Annotated in this window: 20 protein-coding genes; 8 read left to right on the top strand and 12 right to left on the bottom strand. The window is 71.1% G+C overall.

All coding sequences use genetic code 11. The features are described 5' to 3' along the window. Nucleotides 1-320 precede the first annotated feature (320 nt). The 4 genes from ACZ434_RS06035 to ACZ434_RS06050 all read right to left on the bottom strand — a co-directional run bounded on the left by ACZ434_RS06035 (nucleotide 321) and on the right by ACZ434_RS06050 (nucleotide 5413). Entirely contained in the window at nucleotides 321-1445 is a 1125-nt protein-coding gene (locus tag ACZ434_RS06035) for a GuaB3 family IMP dehydrogenase-related protein (RefSeq protein ID WP_468452309.1), read from the bottom strand. 129 nt (nucleotides 1446-1574) lie between these two features. Beyond that, a complete protein-coding gene (guaB, locus tag ACZ434_RS06040) occupies nucleotides 1575-3080 on the bottom strand; it encodes an IMP dehydrogenase (RefSeq protein ID WP_468452311.1) in 1506 nt (501 codons plus the stop codon). A gap of 158 nt (nucleotides 3081-3238) precedes the next feature. Further along, complete coding sequence (locus ACZ434_RS06045) at nucleotides 3239-3826, bottom strand: sigma-70 family RNA polymerase sigma factor (RefSeq protein WP_006130726.1); 588 nt, start codon at nucleotides 3824-3826, stop codon at nucleotides 3239-3241. Between the two features lie 975 nt (nucleotides 3827-4801). Beyond that, the gene (locus tag ACZ434_RS06050; protein WP_003948568.1) at nucleotides 4802-5413 is read right to left on the bottom strand and encodes a response regulator transcription factor; all 612 of its coding nucleotides are present in this window, start codon (nucleotides 5411-5413) and stop codon (nucleotides 4802-4804) included. Nucleotides 5414-5792: 379 nt separating this feature from the next. Here ACZ434_RS06050 and ACZ434_RS06055 point away from each other — a divergent pair, with 379 nt between their 5' ends. Next, nucleotides 5793-6125 (top strand): WhiB family transcriptional regulator, encoded by a 333-nt coding sequence (locus ACZ434_RS06055; RefSeq protein ID WP_468452314.1) that lies wholly within the window; start codon nucleotides 5793-5795, stop codon nucleotides 6123-6125. A gap of 104 nt (nucleotides 6126-6229) precedes the next feature. On the opposite strand, the gene ACZ434_RS06060 is transcribed toward ACZ434_RS06055, so the two are convergent. Beyond that, on the bottom strand, nucleotides 6230-7126 hold the full coding sequence (locus ACZ434_RS06060; RefSeq protein WP_468452316.1) for a LysR family transcriptional regulator: 897 nt from the start codon (nucleotides 7124-7126) through the stop codon (nucleotides 6230-6232). Nucleotides 7127-7206: 80 nt separating this feature from the next. On the opposite strand from ACZ434_RS06060, the gene ACZ434_RS06065 reads away from it, so the two are divergent. From ACZ434_RS06065 to ACZ434_RS06075, 3 genes are all read left to right on the top strand, one after another. Further along, nucleotides 7207-7887 (top strand): MOSC domain-containing protein, encoded by a 681-nt coding sequence (locus tag ACZ434_RS06065; RefSeq protein WP_468452318.1) that lies wholly within the window; start codon nucleotides 7207-7209, stop codon nucleotides 7885-7887. Nucleotides 7888-8313: 426 nt separating this feature from the next. Continuing rightward, nucleotides 8314-9087 carry an SDR family NAD(P)-dependent oxidoreductase gene (locus ACZ434_RS06070; RefSeq protein WP_468452321.1) on the top strand — a complete coding sequence of 258 codons (774 nt, stop codon included), beginning with the start codon at nucleotides 8314-8316 and terminating at the stop codon, nucleotides 9085-9087. A gap of 130 nt (nucleotides 9088-9217) precedes the next feature. Next, the gene (locus ACZ434_RS06075; protein ID WP_468452323.1) at nucleotides 9218-9925 is read left to right on the top strand and encodes an ester cyclase; all 708 of its coding nucleotides are present in this window, start codon (nucleotides 9218-9220) and stop codon (nucleotides 9923-9925) included. Nucleotides 9926-9938: 13 nt separating this feature from the next. On the opposite strand, the gene cpt is transcribed toward ACZ434_RS06075, so the two are convergent. The 4 genes from cpt to ACZ434_RS06095 form a co-directional block, all read right to left on the bottom strand. After that, complete coding sequence (cpt, locus tag ACZ434_RS06080; RefSeq protein ID WP_468452325.1) at nucleotides 9939-10472, bottom strand: chloramphenicol phosphotransferase CPT; 534 nt, start codon at nucleotides 10470-10472, stop codon at nucleotides 9939-9941. 107 nt (nucleotides 10473-10579) lie between these two features. Beyond that, complete coding sequence (locus ACZ434_RS06085; protein ID WP_468452327.1) at nucleotides 10580-10780, bottom strand: DUF397 domain-containing protein; 201 nt, start codon at nucleotides 10778-10780, stop codon at nucleotides 10580-10582. After that, a complete protein-coding gene (locus ACZ434_RS06090; protein ID WP_468452329.1) occupies nucleotides 10777-11625 on the bottom strand; it encodes a helix-turn-helix domain-containing protein in 849 nt (282 codons plus the stop codon). Before ACZ434_RS06090 ends, ACZ434_RS06085 begins: the two co-directional genes overlap by 4 nt. A gap of 139 nt (nucleotides 11626-11764) precedes the next feature. After that, entirely contained in the window at nucleotides 11765-12772 is a 1008-nt protein-coding gene (locus ACZ434_RS06095) for a hypothetical protein (protein WP_468452331.1), read from the bottom strand. A gap of 167 nt (nucleotides 12773-12939) precedes the next feature. Here ACZ434_RS06095 and ACZ434_RS06100 point away from each other — a divergent pair, with 167 nt between their 5' ends. The 4 genes from ACZ434_RS06100 to ACZ434_RS06115 all read left to right on the top strand — a co-directional run bounded on the left by ACZ434_RS06100 (nucleotide 12940) and on the right by ACZ434_RS06115 (nucleotide 17128). Next, nucleotides 12940-13947: a hypothetical protein gene (locus tag ACZ434_RS06100; RefSeq protein ID WP_468452333.1), complete on the top strand. Its 1008-nt coding sequence runs from the start codon at nucleotides 12940-12942 to the stop codon at nucleotides 13945-13947. A gap of 136 nt (nucleotides 13948-14083) precedes the next feature. Next, nucleotides 14084-14683 (top strand): hypothetical protein, encoded by a 600-nt coding sequence (locus ACZ434_RS06105; RefSeq protein WP_468452335.1) that lies wholly within the window; start codon nucleotides 14084-14086, stop codon nucleotides 14681-14683. Nucleotides 14684-15447: 764 nt separating this feature from the next. Next, nucleotides 15448-16506: a hypothetical protein gene (locus ACZ434_RS06110; protein WP_468452337.1), complete on the top strand. Its 1059-nt coding sequence runs from the start codon at nucleotides 15448-15450 to the stop codon at nucleotides 16504-16506. Between the two features lie 154 nt (nucleotides 16507-16660). After that, nucleotides 16661-17128: an ATP-binding protein gene (locus tag ACZ434_RS06115; protein ID WP_468452339.1), complete on the top strand. Its 468-nt coding sequence runs from the start codon at nucleotides 16661-16663 to the stop codon at nucleotides 17126-17128. Between the two features lie 21 nt (nucleotides 17129-17149). Here the strand turns inward: ACZ434_RS06115 and ACZ434_RS06120 are convergent, their stop codons facing one another. The 3 genes from ACZ434_RS06120 to groES form a co-directional block, all read right to left on the bottom strand. Then, nucleotides 17150-18202 (bottom strand): hypothetical protein, encoded by a 1053-nt coding sequence (locus tag ACZ434_RS06120; RefSeq protein WP_468452341.1) that lies wholly within the window; start codon nucleotides 18200-18202, stop codon nucleotides 17150-17152. 147 nt (nucleotides 18203-18349) lie between these two features. Then, nucleotides 18350-19978: a chaperonin GroEL gene (gene groL / locus ACZ434_RS06125; protein WP_468452343.1), complete on the bottom strand. Its 1629-nt coding sequence runs from the start codon at nucleotides 19976-19978 to the stop codon at nucleotides 18350-18352. 151 nt (nucleotides 19979-20129) lie between these two features. Beyond that, nucleotides 20130-20438, bottom strand: a complete 309-nt coding sequence (gene groES / locus ACZ434_RS06130) for a co-chaperone GroES (protein ID WP_073932713.1) — start codon at nucleotides 20436-20438, stop codon at nucleotides 20130-20132. Between the last annotated feature and the right edge of the window lie 29 nt (nucleotides 20439-20467).

A 20467-nucleotide genomic window follows, 5' to 3' on the forward strand; every position in this document is an offset into this window, starting at 1 on the left:
AGTGGGCCTGCGGTGACGTCCCATGGGCGCCCCCTTCCACGACACCGCCCAGTAGCCCGGTGGACGGTCCGTCGGAATCGGGCCGGGCCCCGAAGGGAGGGGTCCGGACGGATCCTTGGAAGGGGGCTCCCAGAAGGACTGGGCGCCGTCGAGGGCACTAGGGCCTCACCCGGGCGGACCAGCGCGAATCGACCGCGGAAGCAACCGCGCGCCCCCCGACCGCCACGAGCGCCCCCGCGCGCCCCCGGACATGCGGAAGGGGCCGGTCACCTCACCAGGTGACCGGCCCCTCAGCGCCGTATTCAGAGCCCGCGCAGGCCCTACCGCCGGTGCTGGGAGTCCGCCACCGTCACCTCGACGCGCTGGAACTCCTTCAGCTCGCTGTAGCCGGTCGTGGCCATCGCGCGGCGCAGGGCGCCGAAGAGGTTCATCGAGCCGTCGGGGGTGTGGGACGGGCCGGTGAGGATCTCCTCCAGCGTGCCCACCGTGCCAAGGTCGACCTTCTGGCCGCGCGGCAGCTCCTCGTTGACGGCCTCCATGCCCCAGTGGTTGCCCCGGCCCGGACCGTCGGTCGCGCGGGCGAGCGGGGAGCCCATCATCACGGAGTCCGCGCCGCAGGCGATCGCCTTGGCCAGGTCTCCGGACCAGCCGACACCCCCGTCCGCGATGACGTGCACGTACCGGCCGCCGGACTCGTCCATGTAGTCGCGGCGGGCGGCGGCCACGTCGGCGACGGCGGTGGCCATCGGGACCTGGATGCCCAGCACGTTCCGGGTGGTGTGCGCGGCGCCGCCGCCGAAGCCGACGAGGACGCCCGCCGCGCCGGTGCGCATGAGGTGCAGGGCGGCCGTGTAGGTGGCGCAGCCGCCGACGATCACCGGGACGTCGAGCTCGTAGATGAACTGCTTCAGGTTCAGCGGCTCGTGCGAGGACGAGACGTGCTCCGCCGACACCGTCGTACCGCGGATGACGAAGATGTCCACGCCGGCGTCGACGACGGCCTTGGAGAACTGGGCGGTGCGCTGCGGGGAGAGCGCGGCGGCGGTGACCACGCCCGAGTCGCGCACCTCCTTGATGCGCTGCCCGATCAGCTCCTCCTTGATGGGAGCGGCGTAGATCTCCTGGAGCCGGCGGGTGGCCGCCTCGGCGGGCAGGCCGACGATCTCGTCCAGCAGCGGCTGCGGGTCCTCGTGGCGCGTCCACAGGCCCTCGAGGTTCAGCACGCCGAGGCCGCCCAGCTCACCGATGCGGATCGCGGTGGCCGGGGAGACGACCGAGTCCATGGGAGCGGCCAGGAACGGCAGCTCGAACCGGTAGGCGTCGATCTGCCAGGCGATCGAGACCTCCTTCGGGTCCCGCGTACGGCGGCTGGGGACGACGGCGATGTCGTCGAAGGCGTACGCCCGGCGGCCGCGCTTGCCTCGCCCGATCTCGATCTCAGTCACGTCTGTGGCCTTTCCCTGATGCGTTGCAGCGCCTTCCAGTATCCCCGACGGCCGCGGCGCCGACGGCCCCGGACGCACGGCGAGGGCGGCCCCGGATGGTCCGGGGCCGCCCTCGCCGAATCCCGCCGCCTACTTGCGGCTGTAGTTCGGTGCCTCGACCGTCATCTGGATGTCGTGCGGGTGGCTCTCCTTGAGGCCCGCGGACGTGATCCGTACGAAGCGTCCGTTGTCCTGGAGCTCGGGCACGGTGCGGCCGCCGACGTAGAACATCGACTGGCGCAGGCCGCCGACCAGCTGGTGGACGACCGAGGAGAGCGGGCCGCGGTAGGGCACCTGGCCCTCGATGCCCTCGGGCACGAGCTGCTCGTCGGAGGCGACGCCCTCCTGGAAGTAGCGGTCCTTGGAGAACGACCTGCGGTCGCCGCGCGTCTGCATCGCGCCGAGCGAGCCCATGCCCCGGTACGACTTGAACTGCTTGCCGTTGATGAACAGCAGCTCGCCCGGGGACTCCTCGCAGCCCGCGAGCAGCGAGCCCAGCATCACCGTGTCGGCGCCCGCGACGAGGGCCTTGGCGATGTCGCCGGAGTACTGCAGGCCGCCGTCGCCGATGACGGGGACACCGGCCTCCTTGGCGGCCAGCGCGGCCTCGTAGATGGCCGTGACCTGCGGGACGCCGACGCCGGCGACCACACGTGTGGTGCAGATGGAGCCGGGGCCGACCCCGACCTTGATGCCGTCGCAGCCCGCGTCGACGAGGGCCTTGGCGCCGTCGCGCGTGGCGATGTTGCCGCCGATGACGTCGACACCGGTGGAGTTCGACTTGATCTTGGCGACCATGTCGCCGACGAGCCGGGAGTGGCCGTGCGCGGTGTCGACGACGATGAAGTCGACGCCCGCCTCGATGAGGGCCTGGGCGCGCTCGAAGGCGTCACCGGCGACACCGACCGCCGCGCCGACCAGGAGCCGGCCCTCGCCGTCCTTGGCGGCGTTCGGGTACTTCTCGGCCTTCACGAAGTCCTTGACCGTGATCAGGCCCTTGAGCACGCCGTGGTCGTCGACCAGCGGAAGCTTCTCGATCTTGTGGCGGCGCAGCAGCTCCATGGCGTCCTGGCCGGAGATGCCGACCTTGCCGGTGACCAGCGGCATCGGCGTCATGACCTCGCGCACCTGACGGGAGCGGTCGGTCTCGAAGGCCATGTCACGGTTGGTGACGATGCCGAGCAGCTTCTTGTTGCCGTCGGTGACCGGCACGCCGCTGATGCGGAACTTCGCGCACAGGGCGTCGGCCTCGGCGAGCGTGGCGTCCGGGTGGATGGTGATGGGGTCGGTGACCATGCCGGACTCGGAGCGCTTCACCAGGTCGACCTGGTTGGCCTGGTCCTCGATGGACAGGTTGCGGTGCAGGACGCCGACGCCGCCCTGGCGGGCCATCGCGATCGCCATGCGGGACTCGGTCACCTTGTCCATGGCGGCGGACAGCAGCGGGATGTTGACCCGCACGTTACGGGAGACGTACGAGGCGGTGTCGATCTGGTCGGGCGCCATGTCCGACGCGCCCGGCAGCAGCAGCACGTCGTCGTAGGTCAGCCCGAGTGTCGCGAATTTTCCGGGCACTCCGTCGACGTTGGCAGTCATGACACCTTCCCCAAATGGCCTTGATCGGTGCGGATGTCCATGCTAACGGGAAGCGCGGGTGTCTCATTCCACGGTTTCCCACGGCTCCGTGATCGTATGTTCGTACGGGAACGGATGATCGTCCGTTCATATGCCAAGAGGCGGCGCGATGGCGGCCGTTACTGCTCCGCCAGGGCACGCAGCCGGCTCAGCGCGCGGTGCTGCGCCACTCGGACGGCGCCGGGTGACATTCCCAACATCTGGCCGGTCTCCTCCGCGGTGAGCCCCACGGCGATGCGCAGCAGGATCAGTTCCCGCTGGTTCTCGGGCAGGCTGGCCAGCAGTTTCTTGGCCCATTCGGCGTCGCTGCTGAGCAGGGCGCGCTCTTCGGGGCCGAGGGAGTCGTCGGGGCGCTCGGGCATCTCGTCGGAGGGCACGGCGGTCGAGCCGGGGTGCCGCATCGCGGCGCGCTGGAGATCGGCGACCTTGTGGGAGGCGATGGCGAAGATGAACGCCTCGAAGGGCCGGCCGGTGTCCTTGTAGCGGGGCAGTGCGAGGAGCACCGCGACGCAGACCTCCTGGGCGAGGTCCTCCACGAAGTGCCGGGCGTCGCCGGGCAGCCGGGACAGACGGGTGCGGCAGTAGCGCAGCGCCAGGGGGTGGACGTGGGCGAGCAGGTCGTGCGTGGCCTGCTCGTCTCCGTCGACGGCGCGATGGACGAGCGCACCGATCGCCCCTTGGGCAGTGCCCGCCTCGTCGTCGCGCATCGGTCCATGGTGCCTTGCGGACGTCCGGTCCGCGGCACCGTGTCCCTGGTTGTGCACCGAAGCGTTATGAGCAGGTGCGCCGGAACTCATACCCTGCGCCCTCCCCTTCCGCTCGACCGACTCGTCCCCGAGGAACTCCACACCTCAAGGATGCGCCATCCGCGGCGAAACGAGCAGCGGGCACCTTCCGGCCACCACGAAGGCCCTGGTGGGCCGGGTTTTCGGTGCGGTCGGAGCAGCGTACGCGGACACCTCCGGCGCCTGCCGTCCGGACCCGTCCGGCCCCACCCCGCCCCGTGCTCCGCGGGGCCGGGATCCGGTGCCGCCGGCGCCACCGCGCGGGGCGGCCGTACGACGGTGGCCGGGCGCCCGCCGCTCCGGCTCCGCGGGAACGCGGAAGGTGCGCGGCGACCCGCCCGCGTGTGCTGTCACCGGCGGACGCGCCGCACGCGGGGAGCTGCACCGCGTCCGCGCGACCGTGAGCGGACGGCATCGCGGCAGCCGTCCCGCCGCAGGCCAGGGGCGTGCCGACCACCACGCCGCCCACCGGGCAGACCACCCGCGCGCCCACCCACGCGACACCCGAGCGTCCCCGGCCGCACACCGAGAGCGCCGCCGTGTCCACACCGCCCACCGGGCAGGGCATCCGTGCGCCCACGCCACCGCGCCCGGGCACCACCCGGGGTCCGGCGGCACCGCACGCCGAGCATGCTCGGGGGACCGGGTCTCCGTGCCCACCGGGCATCCGGGAACCCGCGTCACCGCGGACCAGGGGTACCCGGGAATCCGCGTCGCCCGGGCAGCGAGCCACCGATGCATTCGCGCCACGGGACGGGCGCGCGCGGCACCCGCGGACGCTCGTCGCCACACACAACGGTGCGACACGGACCCGCTCCACCGCGCGCCCACGGCGGCCCGGCACACGTCCGCGTCCGATGCCGTACGCGACGTCCGGCCCGGCCCGGAGGACGGGCCTTAGCGCACCAGGCCCCACCGGAACCCGAGCGCCACCGCGTGGGCCCGGTCCGAGGCGCCGAGCTTCTTGAAGAGCCGTCGCGCGTGGGTCTTGACGGTGTCCTCGGAGAGGAACAGCTCGCGGCCGATCTCCGCGTTGGAGCGGCCGTGGCTCATGCCTTCGAGAACCTGGATCTCACGCGCGGTGAGCGTGGGAGCGGCGCCCATCTCGGCCGAGCGCAGCCGGCGGGGGGCGAGCCGCCAGGTCGGGTCGGCGAGCGCCTGCGTGACCGTGGCGCGCAGCTCCGCGCGGGAGGCGTCCTTGTGCAGGTAGCCGCGCGCGCCGGCGGCGACCGCGAGCGCCACGCCGTCGAGGTCCTCGGCGACGGTGAGCATGATGATGCGCGCTCCCGGGTCGGCGGACAGCAGCCGGCGGACCGTCTCGACGCCGCCCAGACCGGGCATGCGTACGTCCATCAGAATCAGATCCGAGCGGTCGGCTCCCCAGCGGCGGAGGACTTCCTCGCCGTTGGCAGCCGTCGTCACGCGCTCGACGCCGGGCACGGTCGCGACCGCGCGGCGGAGCGCCTCTCGGGCAAGCGGGGAGTCGTCGCAGACGAGGACGGAAGTCATGGCCGCCCTCCGCAGCTGATGCGCGTCACCTTGAGCCTCCAGGCTGGTACGAAATCGTCACCTGTGCGGTCGACCGTCTCGGACGCCCGCCCGAGCGCTTGTTCCTTCAACCGCCTCGCACTCTCAACGACGGTCACTCGAAAGAGTTACGGGGCCGTCTGCCATCTTCGGCACTCTACGTGAGGAGGCGTTCACGTGGAGGCATGCGCGACGTACCCCCGTACTTTCACCACAACCCATGCCCCATTCAGACCCTTTTCTTCCCCTTTGATGGTGTCCGGGGCTAGATTCGCAATGAGTCATATTTTCATCTCCTTGGATCGTAGTTGTACGGTCGTGGACACCGGATCCGCCCAGAACGGCTACAAGGGGTCACGCAATGGCAGATTTCTCCCGCCTTCCCGGACCGAACGCGGACCTGTGGGACTGGCAGCTCCTGGCTGCCTGCCGCGGAGTGGACAGCTCGCTGTTCTTCCACCCCGAGGGCGAGCGTGGTGCGGCTCGGAGCGCTCGCGAGAACTCGGCCAAAGAGGTCTGCATGAGGTGCCCGGTACGCGCCGAGTGCGCCGCACACGCGCTGGCGGTTCGCGAACCGTACGGCGTGTGGGGCGGCCTGACCGAGGACGAGCGCGAAGAGCTGATGGGGCGGGCGCGCAACCGGCTGGTGTCGGCGTCGGCCGGCGGCGGACACGCCACCGCCTCGAACAACTGAAGGAACGTTTCTCCAAAAAACACCGGGCACGCACGCGTGCCCTTTGTTCTTCTGCGGGGCTCCGCGGCCTGCTTCCGCTTTCCGAGAGCGGGCCGCCGCACCGTTCAGCGGGCCGCGGCCGCCGCCAGTTTCTCCAGCGTCGCGGCGACCGCGGGCACCTGGGCGAGGTCAGGGAGGGTGAGGGCGACGATCTCCCGCCGCACGGCGGGCTCCAGCGCCACGGTGCGCACGCCCCGGGGCCGTACGGACTCGATGGCCAGCTGGGGCAGGACCGCGACCCCGAGGCCGGCGCCGACCAGTCCGGCGACCGCCGGATAGTCGTCGGTCGCGAAGTCGATCCGCGGGGTGAAGCCGGCCGTCTCGCACACCTCGACCAGCTGGCCCCGGCAGCGCGGGCAGCCGGCGATCCACGGTTCACCGGCGAGTTCGCCGATGGCGAGGGACTCCGCGCGGGCGAGCCGGTGCCGTTCCGGCAGGAGCCCCACGAGCCGGTCGGACAGCAGCGGCCGTACGACGAGGTCGTCCCACTCCTCGGCGCCCGCCGCCCCCTCGTACCGGAAGGCGAGGGCCACGTCGCAGTCGCCCTCGCGCAGCATCCGCACGGAGCGGGGCGGCTCGGCCTCCTCCAGGGAGACCCGGGTGCCCGGGTGGGCGTCGCGCAGGGCGGCGAGGGCCGTGGGGACCAGGGTGGAGCTGCCGCTGGGGAAGGAGACGAGCCGGACCCGGCCCGCGCGCAGCCCCGCGATCGCGGCGACCTCCTCCTCGGCCGCGGTGAGTCCGGCGATGATCCCGGCGGCGTGCCGCACCAGCGCCTCGCCGGCCTGGGTGAGGCGCATCTCGCGGCCCGTGCGGACCAGCAGGGGTGTGCCGACCGACGCCTCCAAGGCCTTCATCTGCTGGCTGACGGCGGGCTGGGTGCAGCCCAGTTCACGGGCTGCCGCGGAGAAGGAACCGGTGGTGGCGACGGCGCGCAGCACACGGAGATGGCGGGCTTCTATCACGCCTCAAGGATAAGCGGTCCTTTGGTACGGCGCCGGATAATGCGTCGACGCTTTGATGCCCATCGCTTACCGTGCGACCCATGAAGCTTCTGTCAGTGAACGTGGGCCGCCCCAAGAGCGTGCCGTACACGGACCAGCGCGACGGCGTGACGGGCATCGACAAGCAGCCGGTGGACGGGCCGGTACGGGTGGCGGCGCCGGGACCGAAGGGGGTCGGCGGGAGCGGCCTGGCCGGGGACGCCGTGTGCGAGACGCGGCACCACGGCGGCGACGACCAGGCGGTGTACGCCGTGGCCCGCGAGGACCTCGACGAGTGGGAGCCCACGCTGGGGCGCCCGCTGCCGAACGGCTCGTTCGGCGAGAACCTCACCACCGAGGGCATCGACGTGTCCGGCGCCCTGATCGGTGAGCGCTGGGCCGTCGGGCCGGAGGTGGTCCTGGAGATCACCTCCGGACGCATTCCCTGCCGCACCTTCCAGGGCCATCTGGGTGAGAAGGGCTGGGTGAAGCGGTTCACGGAGCGGGGTGCCCCGGGGGCGTATCTGCGGGTGATCCGGCCGGGCGGGATACGGGCGGGCGACACCGTACGGATCCTTCACCGCCCCGATCACGAGGTGACGGTGGCTCTGCAGTTCCGGGCGATGACGACCGAGCGGACGCTGCTGTCGCGACTGCCCGAGGCCGGTCCGGCCCTGCACCCCGAGTCGGCTGCGGCGGCACGCCGGTACCTGGAGAAGTACGGGGCGGACCAGTCGAGCTGACGCTCCGTCACCGCCGGGCGGTCGGCCGTCCGGCCGCGTCTCCCCTTCCCGGACGGGCCACCGCGGACGGCCGGGCGCCGCACGGCTCCTAGGGGCAAACCCCGGACGGCGGGCAGGGGTTCACTCAGGGGCGGATAGGGGCGGTCCCCCGATGTCCAGTGGGCCGTGGCCGACGAGGCTTGGGGCATGCCAACTCCCATCTCGCGAAACGCGGCGCCGGCCGGGGAGAGTCCACCCGGCGCTCCCCGTCGTGGCTTGCGCCGGAAGCGTCTTCTCCGCGGCCGTGGACAAGGGCCGGCGGGCCGGCACCCGCCGGGCCACGCGGAACACGGTCGTACGGCCGAACACGGCGGAGCCGTCCGGTCACGCCGCACAGGAGGAAGACGCTGAGCGGACGCCCCCGCTCCGGGTAACTAGTCTTGCGCCATGACAACGGCTCTGATTACGGGATCGACGGCTGGGATCGGTGCCGCGTTCGCGCGGCGGCTGGCGGCCGACGGACATGACCTGGTGCTGGTGGCCCGCGACACCGGCCGGCTGCGCGAACAGGCGACCGAGCTGCACGACCGCCACGGTATCGAGGCGGAAGTACTGACCGCCGACCTGGCTCAGGACAAGGGCATCGAAGCGGTGGCCGACCGGCTCGGCGACCGCAAGAACCCCGTCGACCTGCTGATCAACAACGCCGGTTTCGGCAACAAGGGCCGCTACCTGGAAGTGCCCATGGCCGATGAGCTGCGGATGCTCAAGGTGCACTGCGAGGCGGTGCTCCGGCTGACGTCGGCCGCCGTGGAGGCGATGCGGGAGCGCGGGCGCGGGGGTGTCATGAACGTCGCCTCGACCGCCGCGTTCCTCCCGCGCGGGACCTACGGGGCGTCCAAGGCGTGGGTCGTGCAGTTCACCCAGGGCGCGGCAATGGACCTCGCGGGCCACGGCGTACGCCTGATGGTGCTCTGCCCCGGCTTCGTGCGCACCGAGTTCCACGAGCGGGCCGGGATGGGCACGGACAACATCCCGAGCTGGATGTGGCTGGACGCGGACAAGGTCGCCTCGGCGGCGCTCGCGGATCTGGCCCGGGGCAAGATGCTGTCGATCCCGGACCCCCGGTACAAGGCGCTGATGGGGGCGGCGAAGCTGGTCCCGCGCGGGTTGCTGGGCGGAATCTCGTCGCGGACGGGGCGGAAGTACGGCCCCCGGTAGAGCCCCGGTGGTCCCGGGCGGGGGCACCCCGTCCGGCCACGCGGGCGGCCGGCGGGACGCATGGCCGCTCCCCGGAGCAGAATGGAGGGACGGGGCAGCCGGACCCAGGGGGGCCGGAGGCGGTGATGTCATGACCTTCCTACAGCTCATCGACTGCAGGACGAACCGGTTCGAGGAGATCGACCGGCTCATGGACCAGTGGGTCGAGCAGACCAAGGGGAAACGGACGGCGACGCACGCGGTGGTCGGCCAGGACCGTTCGGACACCTCGCACGTCGTCGAGATCGTGGAGTTCCCGTCGTACGAGGAGGCGATGCGGAACTCGAAGCTTCCGGAGACCGACCGGATCTTCCGGGAGATGGTGGCCCTCTGTGAGGGAACGCCGACCTTCACGGACCTGGACGTGGTGCGCGACGCGCGGCTGAACACGGACTCCGCGCGGCGCTTCTTCGAGGTCCTGACCACGGCGGACGACCTGTCCGCGATGACGGGCCTGGTCGAGGAGCACTACCGCGACCACGATCCGGCGAACGAGCAGGACATCATCGGCCTCGACCACTTCCGGCGCGAGATGGACGTGTGGCGGGGCGGTTTCGACTTCTCGTTCCGCATCGAGGACCAGATCGCCCAGGACGACCGGGTGTGCACCCGTTGGAGCTGGGAGGGCACCCACAAGGCCGACTTCCTCGGCATCCCGCCCACGGGAAGGAAGGCCGCCATGACCGGCACGACCGTCTTCCGCTTCGGCGGCAACGGCAAGATCGTCGAGGGCTGGTGGCAGTACGACCGGCTGGGTCTGATGGCGCAGCTGGGGGCGCTGGAGCCGACGGAACTCTGAGCCGCCCGGGCCGTCAGCGCACCTTGGCGGCGATGGTGTGCGCGCACACCAGGGACTCGGTGTGCGTGGTGTCCACCTCCAGGTCGTAGACGACGCCTTCGTGCACCACGTCCGCCTGCAACGCTGCCATCCCCTGGACCCGGTCCCCCCGCGCGGTCTCCCGCCCGGCGGCGACGGCACTGTCGCACCGGACACCGACCCACAGCACGCCCACCTCGCCGAGAGCCTCCTGCCACCGCCGCTGGGACGCGGCCCCGCCGAGGAACACGTCGTCGACGATGATCCGGGCGCCCGCGCGGGCCATCGCCACGATCCCCTCGGTCCAGGCCGTCTCCAGCGCCCGGAACTCCGCGCCGACGTTCACCGTGCCGTCCGCCGCGATGTCGAGTCCCGCGTCGGACGCCTGCAGCTTCGCGGGCAACGCGTCGACGAACGAGTCGACCCCGAATGCGAGCCACGGCTCCGGCAGTACGGCCTGCAGACACCGCACGATCCCGGACTTCCCGGAACTCGACCCACCATTGAGAATGATCATCCGCGTCGTCACGGCGCCACAGTAGGCCGCCTGCCGCACGGCAACAAACGGATTCCGGCAGCGGCGACCGGACGGTGCGGCAGGGAGCACAAGCGGCGCCCCACCGCCCCTCGTTCGCCTCAGACGCCTGCGGCCATCCGCACGAACGCCGTCCACTGGGCGGACGGCACATTGAGGATCGCCACGTCCGGACACTTGGAATCACGGACCAGTACGGCCGCACCGGCGTCCGCGATCTCGACGCACTGGCCACCATCGCCAGCGCTGTAGCTGCTCTTCACCCAGGTCAGCTCGGCTGCCTGATCGTCGTTGGCGTTCACAACTCTCCCAAGAGCTTCTCGATCCAGGCCAGTGACTCCCTGGGGGTCATCGCTTGCGCCCGCAGCACTCCGTATGTGGACTCGAACCCCTGGACCTTCGCTGGCGCCGTATGCAGGGCGCTGTTGCTCTGCACCTCCGTGTACGCCATCCTCTGCTGTTGCCGCGTGAGGATCAATGTGAAGGGCCCTGCCACTCCGGCATGTTCGTCACGACCTGTCGGCATCACCTGGAGCTCTACGTTGCGTTCGTGCCCGACGAGCAGCAGGTGCTCCAGTTGGGCACGCATGGCGTCCGCACCCCCAAGGGGCCGGCGCAGGACGCTTTCCTCGATGACGAAGCTCAGCAGCGGCTTGGGGCGCCGAGTCAGCAACTTATGCCGGTCCAAACGCGCGGACACCCGTTGCTCGATGGTCTCCGCATCCACCAGTGGCCGCCACATGCTGAAGACCGCGCGTGCGTACTCCTCGCCTTGCAGCAAGCCATTGACGACATGGGCGTCGTAGGCATGCAGTTCGGCAGCGTCGGCTTCCAAGGCCGCGAACTCACGGAAGAACGACGGATACCGAGCCTTCGCCACCTCCCCCTTCATGGCAACCAACAATCCCCGCCCGCCCACCTCCCGATCCACCGCGTCCACCAACTCCGGGCGGGGAATCCGCCGCCCCTGCTCCACCGCCGCGATCAGCGCCTCGCCGTACCCGACCCGCTCCCCCAACTGCGCCTGCGTCAGCCCCGCGGCCTCCCGCAGCAGCTTCATCTGGCGGCCGAAGCACCGCAGGAACTCCCCGTTGGACTCGGCGCCCGCACCGTCCACGCCCGCACCCGAGTCCGCTCCCGACTCCATCGCACCAGCCCCCTCAGCACATCCGTCCACCGGTCACCCGTGCTCGCACCGTAGGACGCCCCCACATCAACCACGCCGGGGCCAGCAAGAATTGCGCCGGACGAGTGAACTCTCCTGCGCACAGCGCGATGCAGGTGCCTCAGGAGTCCTGCTCGTCCTCCACCGTTTCCCAAGCCACCGTGTCCGGGTTCCAGCGCAGGGTCGTTCCGCGCACCTCCTCTGCGGTGACGTCGAGGCCGATGAGGGCGAGTTGAGCCTCCTCTGTGAAGTCCTCCGGCAGGACCAGGACCGTCGGGACGCCGGTGTCCGGATCGTCGATCTCCAGATCCCTGGAGTCCGTGCCGCGCCTGCGTGTCACCCTGATGCGCCCGAGTGCACGGACGGCAGACTCTCCGAACTGCTCTCCGAGCTTGCCGGCGAAGGCTTCGAGGAACGGCCCGAGGAACTTGACGGCGAGGAACCCGACGAGGATCTCCTCGAAGAGCGACCCGGGCGCTGCGTGCGCACCGCCCGGGTACTCCGCACCGGCTTCCCCGCACTTCTCCGGCAAGCCCGAACGGGGAACCGGCCTCGGTGGCTCCGCAGAACTGGGCGTCGAGGATTCCGCGGAGCCGGAATCACCGTTCACATCGACCTCTTTCGCGTAGGGCTGGAGTACCTGTAGGTACCAGGAGAAGTGCCTGAACCGGGAGGGTTGGAGCCCATGGGCCCGACGAGCCGCGTCATCACCGCGTTCCCGCATGCCGGCCGTGCGGAAGATCCTCCCCGCCTGGCGGAACGCGCTCTGAGCGGCGGAGAGCGCCCTTTCACGCTGCCTGACGATCTCGGCCTCTCGTTCGTTCTTCCCGAACCATTCGCCCCAGGCTGTGTCCGGGTCGCCCCCGTCCTGCTCCAACTCGAAGCCGCGCTGCATGAGAAGCTCCGCCTGGACCAGACGAACGGTTCCGGTGGGGGTGACGTCATGGGCCCGCCGGTGGAGGTAATCGGCTTCGTCGGAGCGGCCGGCCTCGTCGAGGGCCTGTCCCAGTACGGTCAGGGCCAGCGCTTCCCCGGAGGCGTCGTCCCGCTCGCGAGACCTGGTGACCGCATCCCAAGCGACATCGACGTCGAACGCGTTGTCCGCCGGTCCTTCCCGAGTGTTCTCCACGCAAGCCTTCTTCACTCAACGCGACCACCCGTACACGGTGCGTACGGTAGCGTCGCCTCGACATCACGTCTTCCGCGTGCCACACCGGGCACGGAACGAAGGCGACCCCCGCGGCGGTTGCACCCGTCCGCGAGGGCCTTGAACCACCAGTGGATCGGACCTCCACCGTGATTTACCGGCACCATATCGCGCCCCCGCGCGCCTTCTCCCAGTTCTCCCACGACCTCATCCGGCATCCCCGGCTGTCCTCCCACGCCGTGCGGTTGCTGACCTGGCAGCTCTCCCTCCCCGACGGGGCGCGCGAGTCGCTGTCGCGCACCGCCGAGCGCGCCCGCATCGGCGCGTGCGCCTTCACGCAGGCCAAGCGGCAGCTGAAGGAGGAGGGGTTCGTGCACGAGCGGCGGCTCCAGGGGCCCGGCGGACACTGGGTCACCCAACAGCTCGTCTCCGACGTGCCGTTGAGCGAGATCGAGGCCGCCAAGATCCTCGCCCGACTGCCCGTACACGTACCCGCCGCCGACGCATCGCCGCAGGTCGCTCCGAGTACCCGCGTTCCGGCGGCCGGTGCTCCGGCCCCTCCGCCCACCGACGGTCATCCAAGGAAAGACCCCGGGGAGAACACCTCCCACCGTCCCGCCGAGCCGGAGCGGAAGCCGGACCCGGAGTCCGAGCCCGCCCCGGAGACCACCGAAGTCCCCGAAGCCGCCCGCGCCCTCGTCGCCGCCCTCCTCCGCCTCTCCCCGGACCTGCGCCGCGTCCCCCGGGGCATGCACGACGAACTGGCCCGCCTCGTCGCCCGCTGGCTCGCCGCCGGTCACGCCCCCACCGCCATCCGCACCCACATCCTGCGGGGCCTCCCCGACGACGGCACCCCCGTCCACCGCCCCGGCGGGCTCCTGCGCTACCTCCTCCGCGACGTGCCGCCCGCGCCCACCCCGACCGGCCGCACCCCGACCGCCGAACGCTCCGCCCCCGCCCGCCCGTCCAGCCGCCTCGCCGCCTTCCGGGAATGCGAGGGCGACCACGTGCAAGCGACCCTCTTCCGGCCGACCGGCCACGAGACACGCTGCCCCCGATGCCTCACCCAGCCGCCTCCCCGCGTCGCCGCCGGCCGGCCACCGGGCCTGACAGGCGGTGCCGTGCGGCGCGGCACGGGTCCCGGCGTACCCCGATGACCCGGACGGGCCGCACGGGCACCGTTGTCACAGGGGCCCGACACACCGCGCGTCATGACGCCACGCGACCGCCCCGGGGGCAGGTGGCCGTCAGGTCCGGCTGCCGGTCGACGCCTACTGGCCCGGGCACCGGCTGGTGGTCGAGTACCGGGAGCTCCCGCGCGACCAGCCGGTACCTCACTTCGACAAGCCGAACCGGCTCACGGTGAGCGGTGTCCACCAGGGCGAGCAGCGGGCCCTGTACGACGCCCGCCGCGACACCGAGATCCCCGCCCACGGGCTGCGGCTGGTCGTCGTCCGGCCGGCCGACCTCGACGCGGACGGACGCGGGCGGCTGCGGCGCAGCGAGGAGGCCGATCTGGCGGCGCTGCGGAAGATGCTGGTCCGGGACAGCGACGAGGACCGGATCACCGACGCCTTCCGTGCCTGGCTGCTCGGCGCGGGGTGGACGCCGGTCGAGCCCACGGACCGCTGGACCGAAGCGGTGCGCGGCGAGGAGCGGCTGATCTGTGAGGCCAAGGGCCGCACCAAGGAGAAGGGCATTGGCGCCGACATCGCCTACGGGCAGCTCCTGCGCCGCATGACCAGCCAGGACACCCGCATACGGTACGCACTCGTCGTGCCGTCCTCGTCCGCGAAGGCCGTCGAGCGGGTTCCCGCCCACGTCCGCGAGCTGCTGCGGATCGACGTGTACGAGGTGACGGACGACAACGAGGCGCGCCCGCTGCCGGGGTGATGGGGTTCATCGCTCCTCGATAGCGCGGCCCCACCGACAGGGGACGCAGAGCCTGGGACTCTACGAGGGCAAGAAGAAAGGGGCAGCGGCCGTTGAACGGCGGGTGCCCCTTTAAGTCTGCGATAACGGTAACACGACTTTGCTCGACCTGCGGTGGCAGATCTCGGCCTCCGCTAGGGTGCTGCGATGGTTACGGCCTCCGCTTCTGACCCCTATGCCCGGCATGTGCTCGCCCGGATGGCGGACTTCTTCACCGATGAGGGCACGCCGTGGGCGCGTCGTCTCTGGGACATAGGTTCGGTGCTGGCCCTGGAAGAACTCTGGGAGGCCGGTTACTGGCAGGCCCACGGAGTACTGTCACCGGGCGCGTGTGACTGGCAGCGTATCCAGCTCGGCGCTCTGATCGGCCCTGACCGAGGCCTTGGAGACAAGGAGCTACGCAAGGAACTCACCAGCCTGCTGAAGCATCCGCTGCCGGACCCCAGTCCCGCGCGTCGTCGGCTCAAGGAGATCATCGGCCATGTCCGCTCCGGTTATCTGGAGAGGTGGGCGACGGCGGTCAGCGCTCCCGTCGATCAGCGCGTCAAACCGGAGAGGTTCTCCCGAACCGTGGCCTCTCACCTCCTCGACCTGGGCTACAGCGCCAGCTGTCTGAAGGCCTGGGCGAAGGAGCTGTACGACGCGCATGCCACTACGGCCGACACGGCGGCTGCGGCGGTCGAGCTGGCCCGTGCGCAGGCCCGCACGTACGACGTCCTGGTGGCGTGGAGAAGATGCCCCGGCGCGAGCTCGCCGAACCGCTGGAACACTGGTACGGCAAAGGCAAGGTCGTGGCCTGGCTGCGTGAGCACGGTCACGACACCGCGGGCATCCGGCCCGGCGGCGGGTTCGTCTACCGGTTCACGGCCCTCGATCCCTTCAGCGCCGCCGAGCAGGCTCGTCAGATGCTGGAGCGGATGACAGCCCGCTCGCAGTTCTTGCGCCGCGACCGGGGCGGTGTGCGACCCCTCCCTCATATCTGGGTCGCCGGCCACCCCCGTCCCATCCCACTCAATCCCCCCGCGCGCGGCGCAGATGTCCTGACCCTGGTCAATGAGGGTCACCTGTACAAGGTCGCAGGCGCCCTCAGTCGGACCGACGACGCCCTGGAGCTGGCGGCCGCGGTCAATCGTGGTCCATTGGCTCCGGCCGTGGCGGGCGCCTGGGCAGCCATCGAGTCGCTGCTGTCGAACCCCGATGACCCCAAGGGAGAGGGCGAACGGTCCGGTAAGGCAGTGGCGGCAGACCGGATGGCGGCCATCATCGCGTGTTCCTGGCCCCGGGCCGAGCTCACTGCCCTCGCGCACCGGCACAAGCCACGCACGCCGGACGAACTCGCCCGGGTGGTAGCAGGATGCACTACGAATCAGGAGCGAGCCCGCGTGGTCGCAGAGGCCCTGCTCACCCACGGGGCCACGGCGCTGGACTTCACCGGCGCCTCCACGAAGTACAGCGACCGTCCAGCCGCGCAGCGCATGGCCGACCTGGTGCAGAATCCGCGCCCGGTTCTGAACGATGTCGCCGGTGCCTTCCGGATCGCACTCCGGCGCCTGTACCGGACCCGGAACATCATTCTGCACGGCGGCGCAACCCAGGGCGTGGCATTGGAAGCCTCACTCCGCACCTCCGCCCCCTTGGTCGGAGCGGGCTTGGACCGGATCATCCACGCCGATTACGTCGAAGGCCTTGATCCGCTCGCCCTGGCTGCTCGCGCCGACATCGCCCTGACTCTCGTCAACGGCGAAACCGGGCTCTCCGTCGTAGACCTCCTCGAGCCCGTCTGACCGCGCATACGGCTGCAGCGGAGAGCCGTCGGAGCGGGCCGACGGACGCCCGCGCCCCGACAGGCCCGACGCTGTCGCCCGCCACCCCGACAGAGGACCGCCGTGGGGACGTCGCTCCTGGTGAGCGGGGGTGTCGGCGCGGGACCTTCGGGGCATGACGACTTCCCCACGCCAGGAGCGGCGGTCCGCGCTGCCGCTTCCGCTCGCCGATCAGACGGTGTTCTCGTTCCGCTTCACCCCGTCCCCGCGCGGTGCCCGGCTCGCCCGCCGGCTCGCGTCCTGCCAGATGGACGCCTGGGGCTGGCGGTACGGCACCCCCGTGCACGATGCCGTGGAACTGATCGTCGCCGAGCTGGGCGCCAATGCCGTCACCCACGGCCGGATGCCCGGCCGGGACGCCGAGCTGCGGCTCAGCAGGGAGGACGGCGGGTACGTATGCGTCGAGGTCGCCGACGCGCGGGGTAAGCGGCTGCCCGAGGCGCGGGACGCCGACTCCGGGGAGGACGGCGGGCGGGGGCTTCTCCTCGTCGCGGCTCTGGCCAAGGAGTGGGGAACGGCTCCCCGCCCCGGTGCCCCCGGCAAGACCGTCTGGGCGGTGGTGGCGGTGCCCGGTACGCCGTAGTCGCGCGGTTCGCGGAGGGGCTCAGTCGCCTCCGCCTCCGCCTCCTCCGTCGCCTCCACCGCCGTCTCCACCTCCACCGCCTCCGTCGCCGCCGTCCCCGCCGTCGCTGCCCCAGCCGTCGGCGCCGCCGGGTTCGTTGTCGTCGCGGCCCCTGCCGAGGTTGCTGAACCAGGGGTACTCCCAGATGTCGTCGTCCGCGTCCCGGTCCGGGTTCATGGCGCGGAACCTGGCCGTGCCCGTGGTGTCGCCGAGGCCGAAGGAGACCGCGACCGTGTGGGCCATGACGGCGTCCAGGGGGTCGGCGCTCTCGTGGTGGACGTCGGCCAGGGGCAGCAGCACGGTGCCGGGGACGGGGGCCGAGTCCCGGGGCGGGCGGGTGAGGACGGCGATCCGGGTGCCGTCGCGCAGCAGCGACGAGGTCACCGCGTTCTCGCGGCGCAGGGTCCACTGCCGGTCGGGCAGACGGATCTCCACCCTGCTCTTGGACCTGCGGACCTTCTTGCGGAGTTCGAGCTCCGCGGCGATCTCGCCGACGGTCATGATCAGGCCGTTCGCCCGGTCGGCGGTGTCGGTGCGGTAGCCGTACGGGGCTCTGATCCGTACGGCCGGGGCGTGCGGGCCCCAGACGTCCGCGCGTACCGAGCGGCGGTCCACGGTCACCGTCACCGGACCGGCGGGGCCGTGCGCGTACCGGCGTGCGATCCACAGCGGTACGCCCTCCGCCCGGGCGCGCGCGGCGAGGGCGGCCACCTGGTCGGGTCCGCCGCATCTGCGCACCGCGAGTTCGCCCAGCGTGCGGGCGAACTCGGCGGCCTGATGCGTCCTCAGGGGGGTGCAGGTGCCGGTCGCACGGGTGACCGGTATGACGCCCCGGTCCTGGGGGAGGGAGGACAGGGGGCGCTCGCTGCCGCCGCCTCCGAGCCACTGCCCCCGCCGAAACGCTTCTGCCATGGCGGCGAGGTTCAGTTCGTCGAGCGGGGTCCTCCTGCCACCCCGGCGCAGCCCGCTCTCGGTGAGTTCCACGGTGCGCGCCAGCGGGTTTCGGGACCTTTCCCCGTAGAGCACCTGGTGCATGCCCGCCCCCTTCTGTTCATACGTTCGTACTGCTGTGGGGAGAGACCACGTCGGCCGTGACATGGTTCCGCCGTACGCACGACGAGGGCCCGGCGCCCCGTTTCCGGGGAGCCGGGCCCTCGTTCAGGCGCTGGCGACCTTACGTCGTCAGTGGGCGTGGCCGTGGCCGTGGCCACCGCCGGCGGCCGGCTCTTCCTCTTCCTTCTTCTCGACGACCAGGGTCTCGGTCGTGAGCAGCAGGGAGGCGATGGAGGCGGCGTTCTCCAGGGCGGAGCGGGTCACCTTGACCGGGTCGATGACGCCGGCCTTGACCAGGTCGCCGTACTCGCCGGTGGCGGCGTTGTAGCCGCTGCCCTTCTCGAGCTCGGCGACCTTGGAGACGATGACGTAGCCCTCGAGGCCGGCGTTCTCGGCGATCCAGCGCAGCGGCTCGACGGCGGCCTTGCGGACCACGGAGACACCGGTGGCCTCGTCGCCGGTCTTGTCGAGGTTGCCCTCGAGGACCTTGACGGCGTGGACCAGCGCGGAGCCACCACCGGAGACGATGCCCTCCTCGACCGCGGCGCGGGTCGCGGAGATGGCGTCCTCCAGACGGTGCTTCTTCTCCTTCAGCTCCACCTCGGTGGCGGCGCCGACCTTGATGACGCACACGCCGCCGGCGAGCTTCGCGAGGCGCTCCTGGAGCTTCTCGCGGTCCCAGTCGGAGTCGGTGGTCTCGATCTCGGCCTTGATCTGGCCGACGCGACCGGTCACGTCCTCCTTGTTGCCACCGCCGTCGACGATCGTGGTGTCGTCCTTGGTGACGGTGACGCGGCGGGCGGAGCCCAGCACGTCCAGACCGACCTGGTCGAGCTTGAGGCCGACCTCCTCGGAGACGACCGTGGCGCCGGTGAGGACGGCCATGTCCTGCAGCATCGCCTTGCGGCGGTCACCGAAGCCGGGGGCCTTGACGGCGACCGCGTTGAAGGTGCCGCGGATCTTGTTGACGACCAGGGTCGACAGGGCCTCGCCCTCGACGTCCTCGGCGATGATCAGCAGCGGCTTGGAGGCGTTGGCCTGGATGACCTTCTCCAGCAGCGGCAGCAGCTCCGCGATGGAGGCGATCTTGCCCTGGGTGATCAGGATGTACGGGTCGTCGAGGACGGCCTCCATGCGCTCCTGGTCCGTCACGAAGTACGGCGACAGGTAGCCCTTGTCGAAGGCCATGCCCTCGGTGAAGTCCAGCTCCAGGCCGAAGGTGTTGGACTCCTCGACGGTGATGACACCGTCCTTGCCGACCTTGTCCATCGCCTCGGCGATGAGCTCGCCGACCTGCTGGTCCTGGGCGGACAGCGCGGCGACGGCGGCGATGTCGGACTTCTCGTCGATCGGGCGGGCCGAGGCGAGCAGGTCCTCGGAGACCGCGGCAACGGCGGCGTCGATGCCCTTCTTCAGGGCGGCCGGGGAGGCACCGGCGGCGACGTTCTTCAGGCCCTCGCGGACCAGCGCCTGGGCCAGCACGGTGGCGGTGGTGGTGCCGTCACCCGCGATGTCGTTGGTCTTGGTCGCCACCTCCTTCACCAGCTGCGCGCCGAGGTTCTCGTACGGGTCCTCGATCTCGACCTCGCGGGCGATCGTGACACCGTCGTTGGTGATGGTGGGGGCGCCGAACTTCTTGTCGATGACGACGTTGCGGCCCTTCGGACCGATCGTCACCTTCACCGTGTCGGCAAGCTTGTTGACGCCGCGCTCGAGGGCGCGACGGGCGTCCTCGTCGAACTTCAGGATCTTCGCCATGGCAGCGGGAGCCCTCTCGGAAATCTAGGTGAAATCACCGCGCCCCCGGTCACCCGGCTCCTTGTCGGATGCTGGGGCCAGGGGCGCGGTGTTCGAGCAAAAGTGCTTGCTTCGAGGTCGGGTGCTCCGGGGGGTTGTCCCCGGGGTTCCCTTACTTCTCGACGATCGCGAGGACGTCGCGGGCCGAGAGGACGAGGTACTCCTCGCCGTTGTACTTGACCTCGGTGCCGCCGTACTTGCTGTACAGAACGACGTCGCCGACCTTCACGTCGAGCTCGACGCGCTTGCCGTCCTCGATGCGGCCCGGACCGATGGCCAGGACGACGCCCTCCTGGGGCTTCTCCTTGGCGGTGTCCGGAATGACCAGGCCCGAAGCCGTGGTCTGCTCGGCGTCGAGCGGCTGGACCACGATGCGGTCCTCGAGCGGCTTGATGGCAACCTTGGAGCTGGCGGTCGTCACGATCCGACCTCCCCCTTCGGAGATCTCAC

The sequence above is a fragment of the Streptomyces sp. NPDC030893 genome, assembly GCF_055571535.1.

What these genes read in the sequence shown, in the direction of transcription:
- guaB (WP_468452311.1), bottom strand. Translation starts at nt 3,080, where the DNA reads ATGACTGCCAACGTCGACGGAGTGCCCGGAAAATTCGCGACACTCGGG.
- ACZ434_RS06045 (WP_006130726.1), bottom strand. Translation starts at nt 3,826, where the DNA reads ATGCGCGACGACGAGGCGGGCACTGCCCAAGGGGCGATCGGTGCGCTC.
- ACZ434_RS06050 (WP_003948568.1), bottom strand. Translation starts at nt 5,413, where the DNA reads ATGACTTCCGTCCTCGTCTGCGACGACTCCCCGCTTGCCCGAGAGGCG.
- ACZ434_RS06055 (WP_468452314.1), top strand. Translation starts at nt 5,793, where the DNA reads ATGGCAGATTTCTCCCGCCTTCCCGGACCGAACGCGGACCTGTGGGAC.
- ACZ434_RS06065 (WP_468452318.1), top strand. Translation starts at nt 7,207, where the DNA reads ATGAAGCTTCTGTCAGTGAACGTGGGCCGCCCCAAGAGCGTGCCGTAC.
- ACZ434_RS06070 (WP_468452321.1), top strand. Translation starts at nt 8,314, where the DNA reads ATGACAACGGCTCTGATTACGGGATCGACGGCTGGGATCGGTGCCGCG.
- ACZ434_RS06075 (WP_468452323.1), top strand. Translation starts at nt 9,218, where the DNA reads ATGACCTTCCTACAGCTCATCGACTGCAGGACGAACCGGTTCGAGGAG.
- ACZ434_RS06090 (WP_468452329.1), bottom strand. Translation starts at nt 11,625, where the DNA reads ATGGAGTCGGGAGCGGACTCGGGTGCGGGCGTGGACGGTGCGGGCGCC.
- ACZ434_RS06115 (WP_468452339.1), top strand. Translation starts at nt 16,661, where the DNA reads ATGACGACTTCCCCACGCCAGGAGCGGCGGTCCGCGCTGCCGCTTCCG.
- ACZ434_RS06120 (WP_468452341.1), bottom strand. Translation starts at nt 18,202, where the DNA reads ATGCACCAGGTGCTCTACGGGGAAAGGTCCCGAAACCCGCTGGCGCGC.
- groL (WP_468452343.1), bottom strand. Translation starts at nt 19,978, where the DNA reads ATGGCGAAGATCCTGAAGTTCGACGAGGACGCCCGTCGCGCCCTCGAG.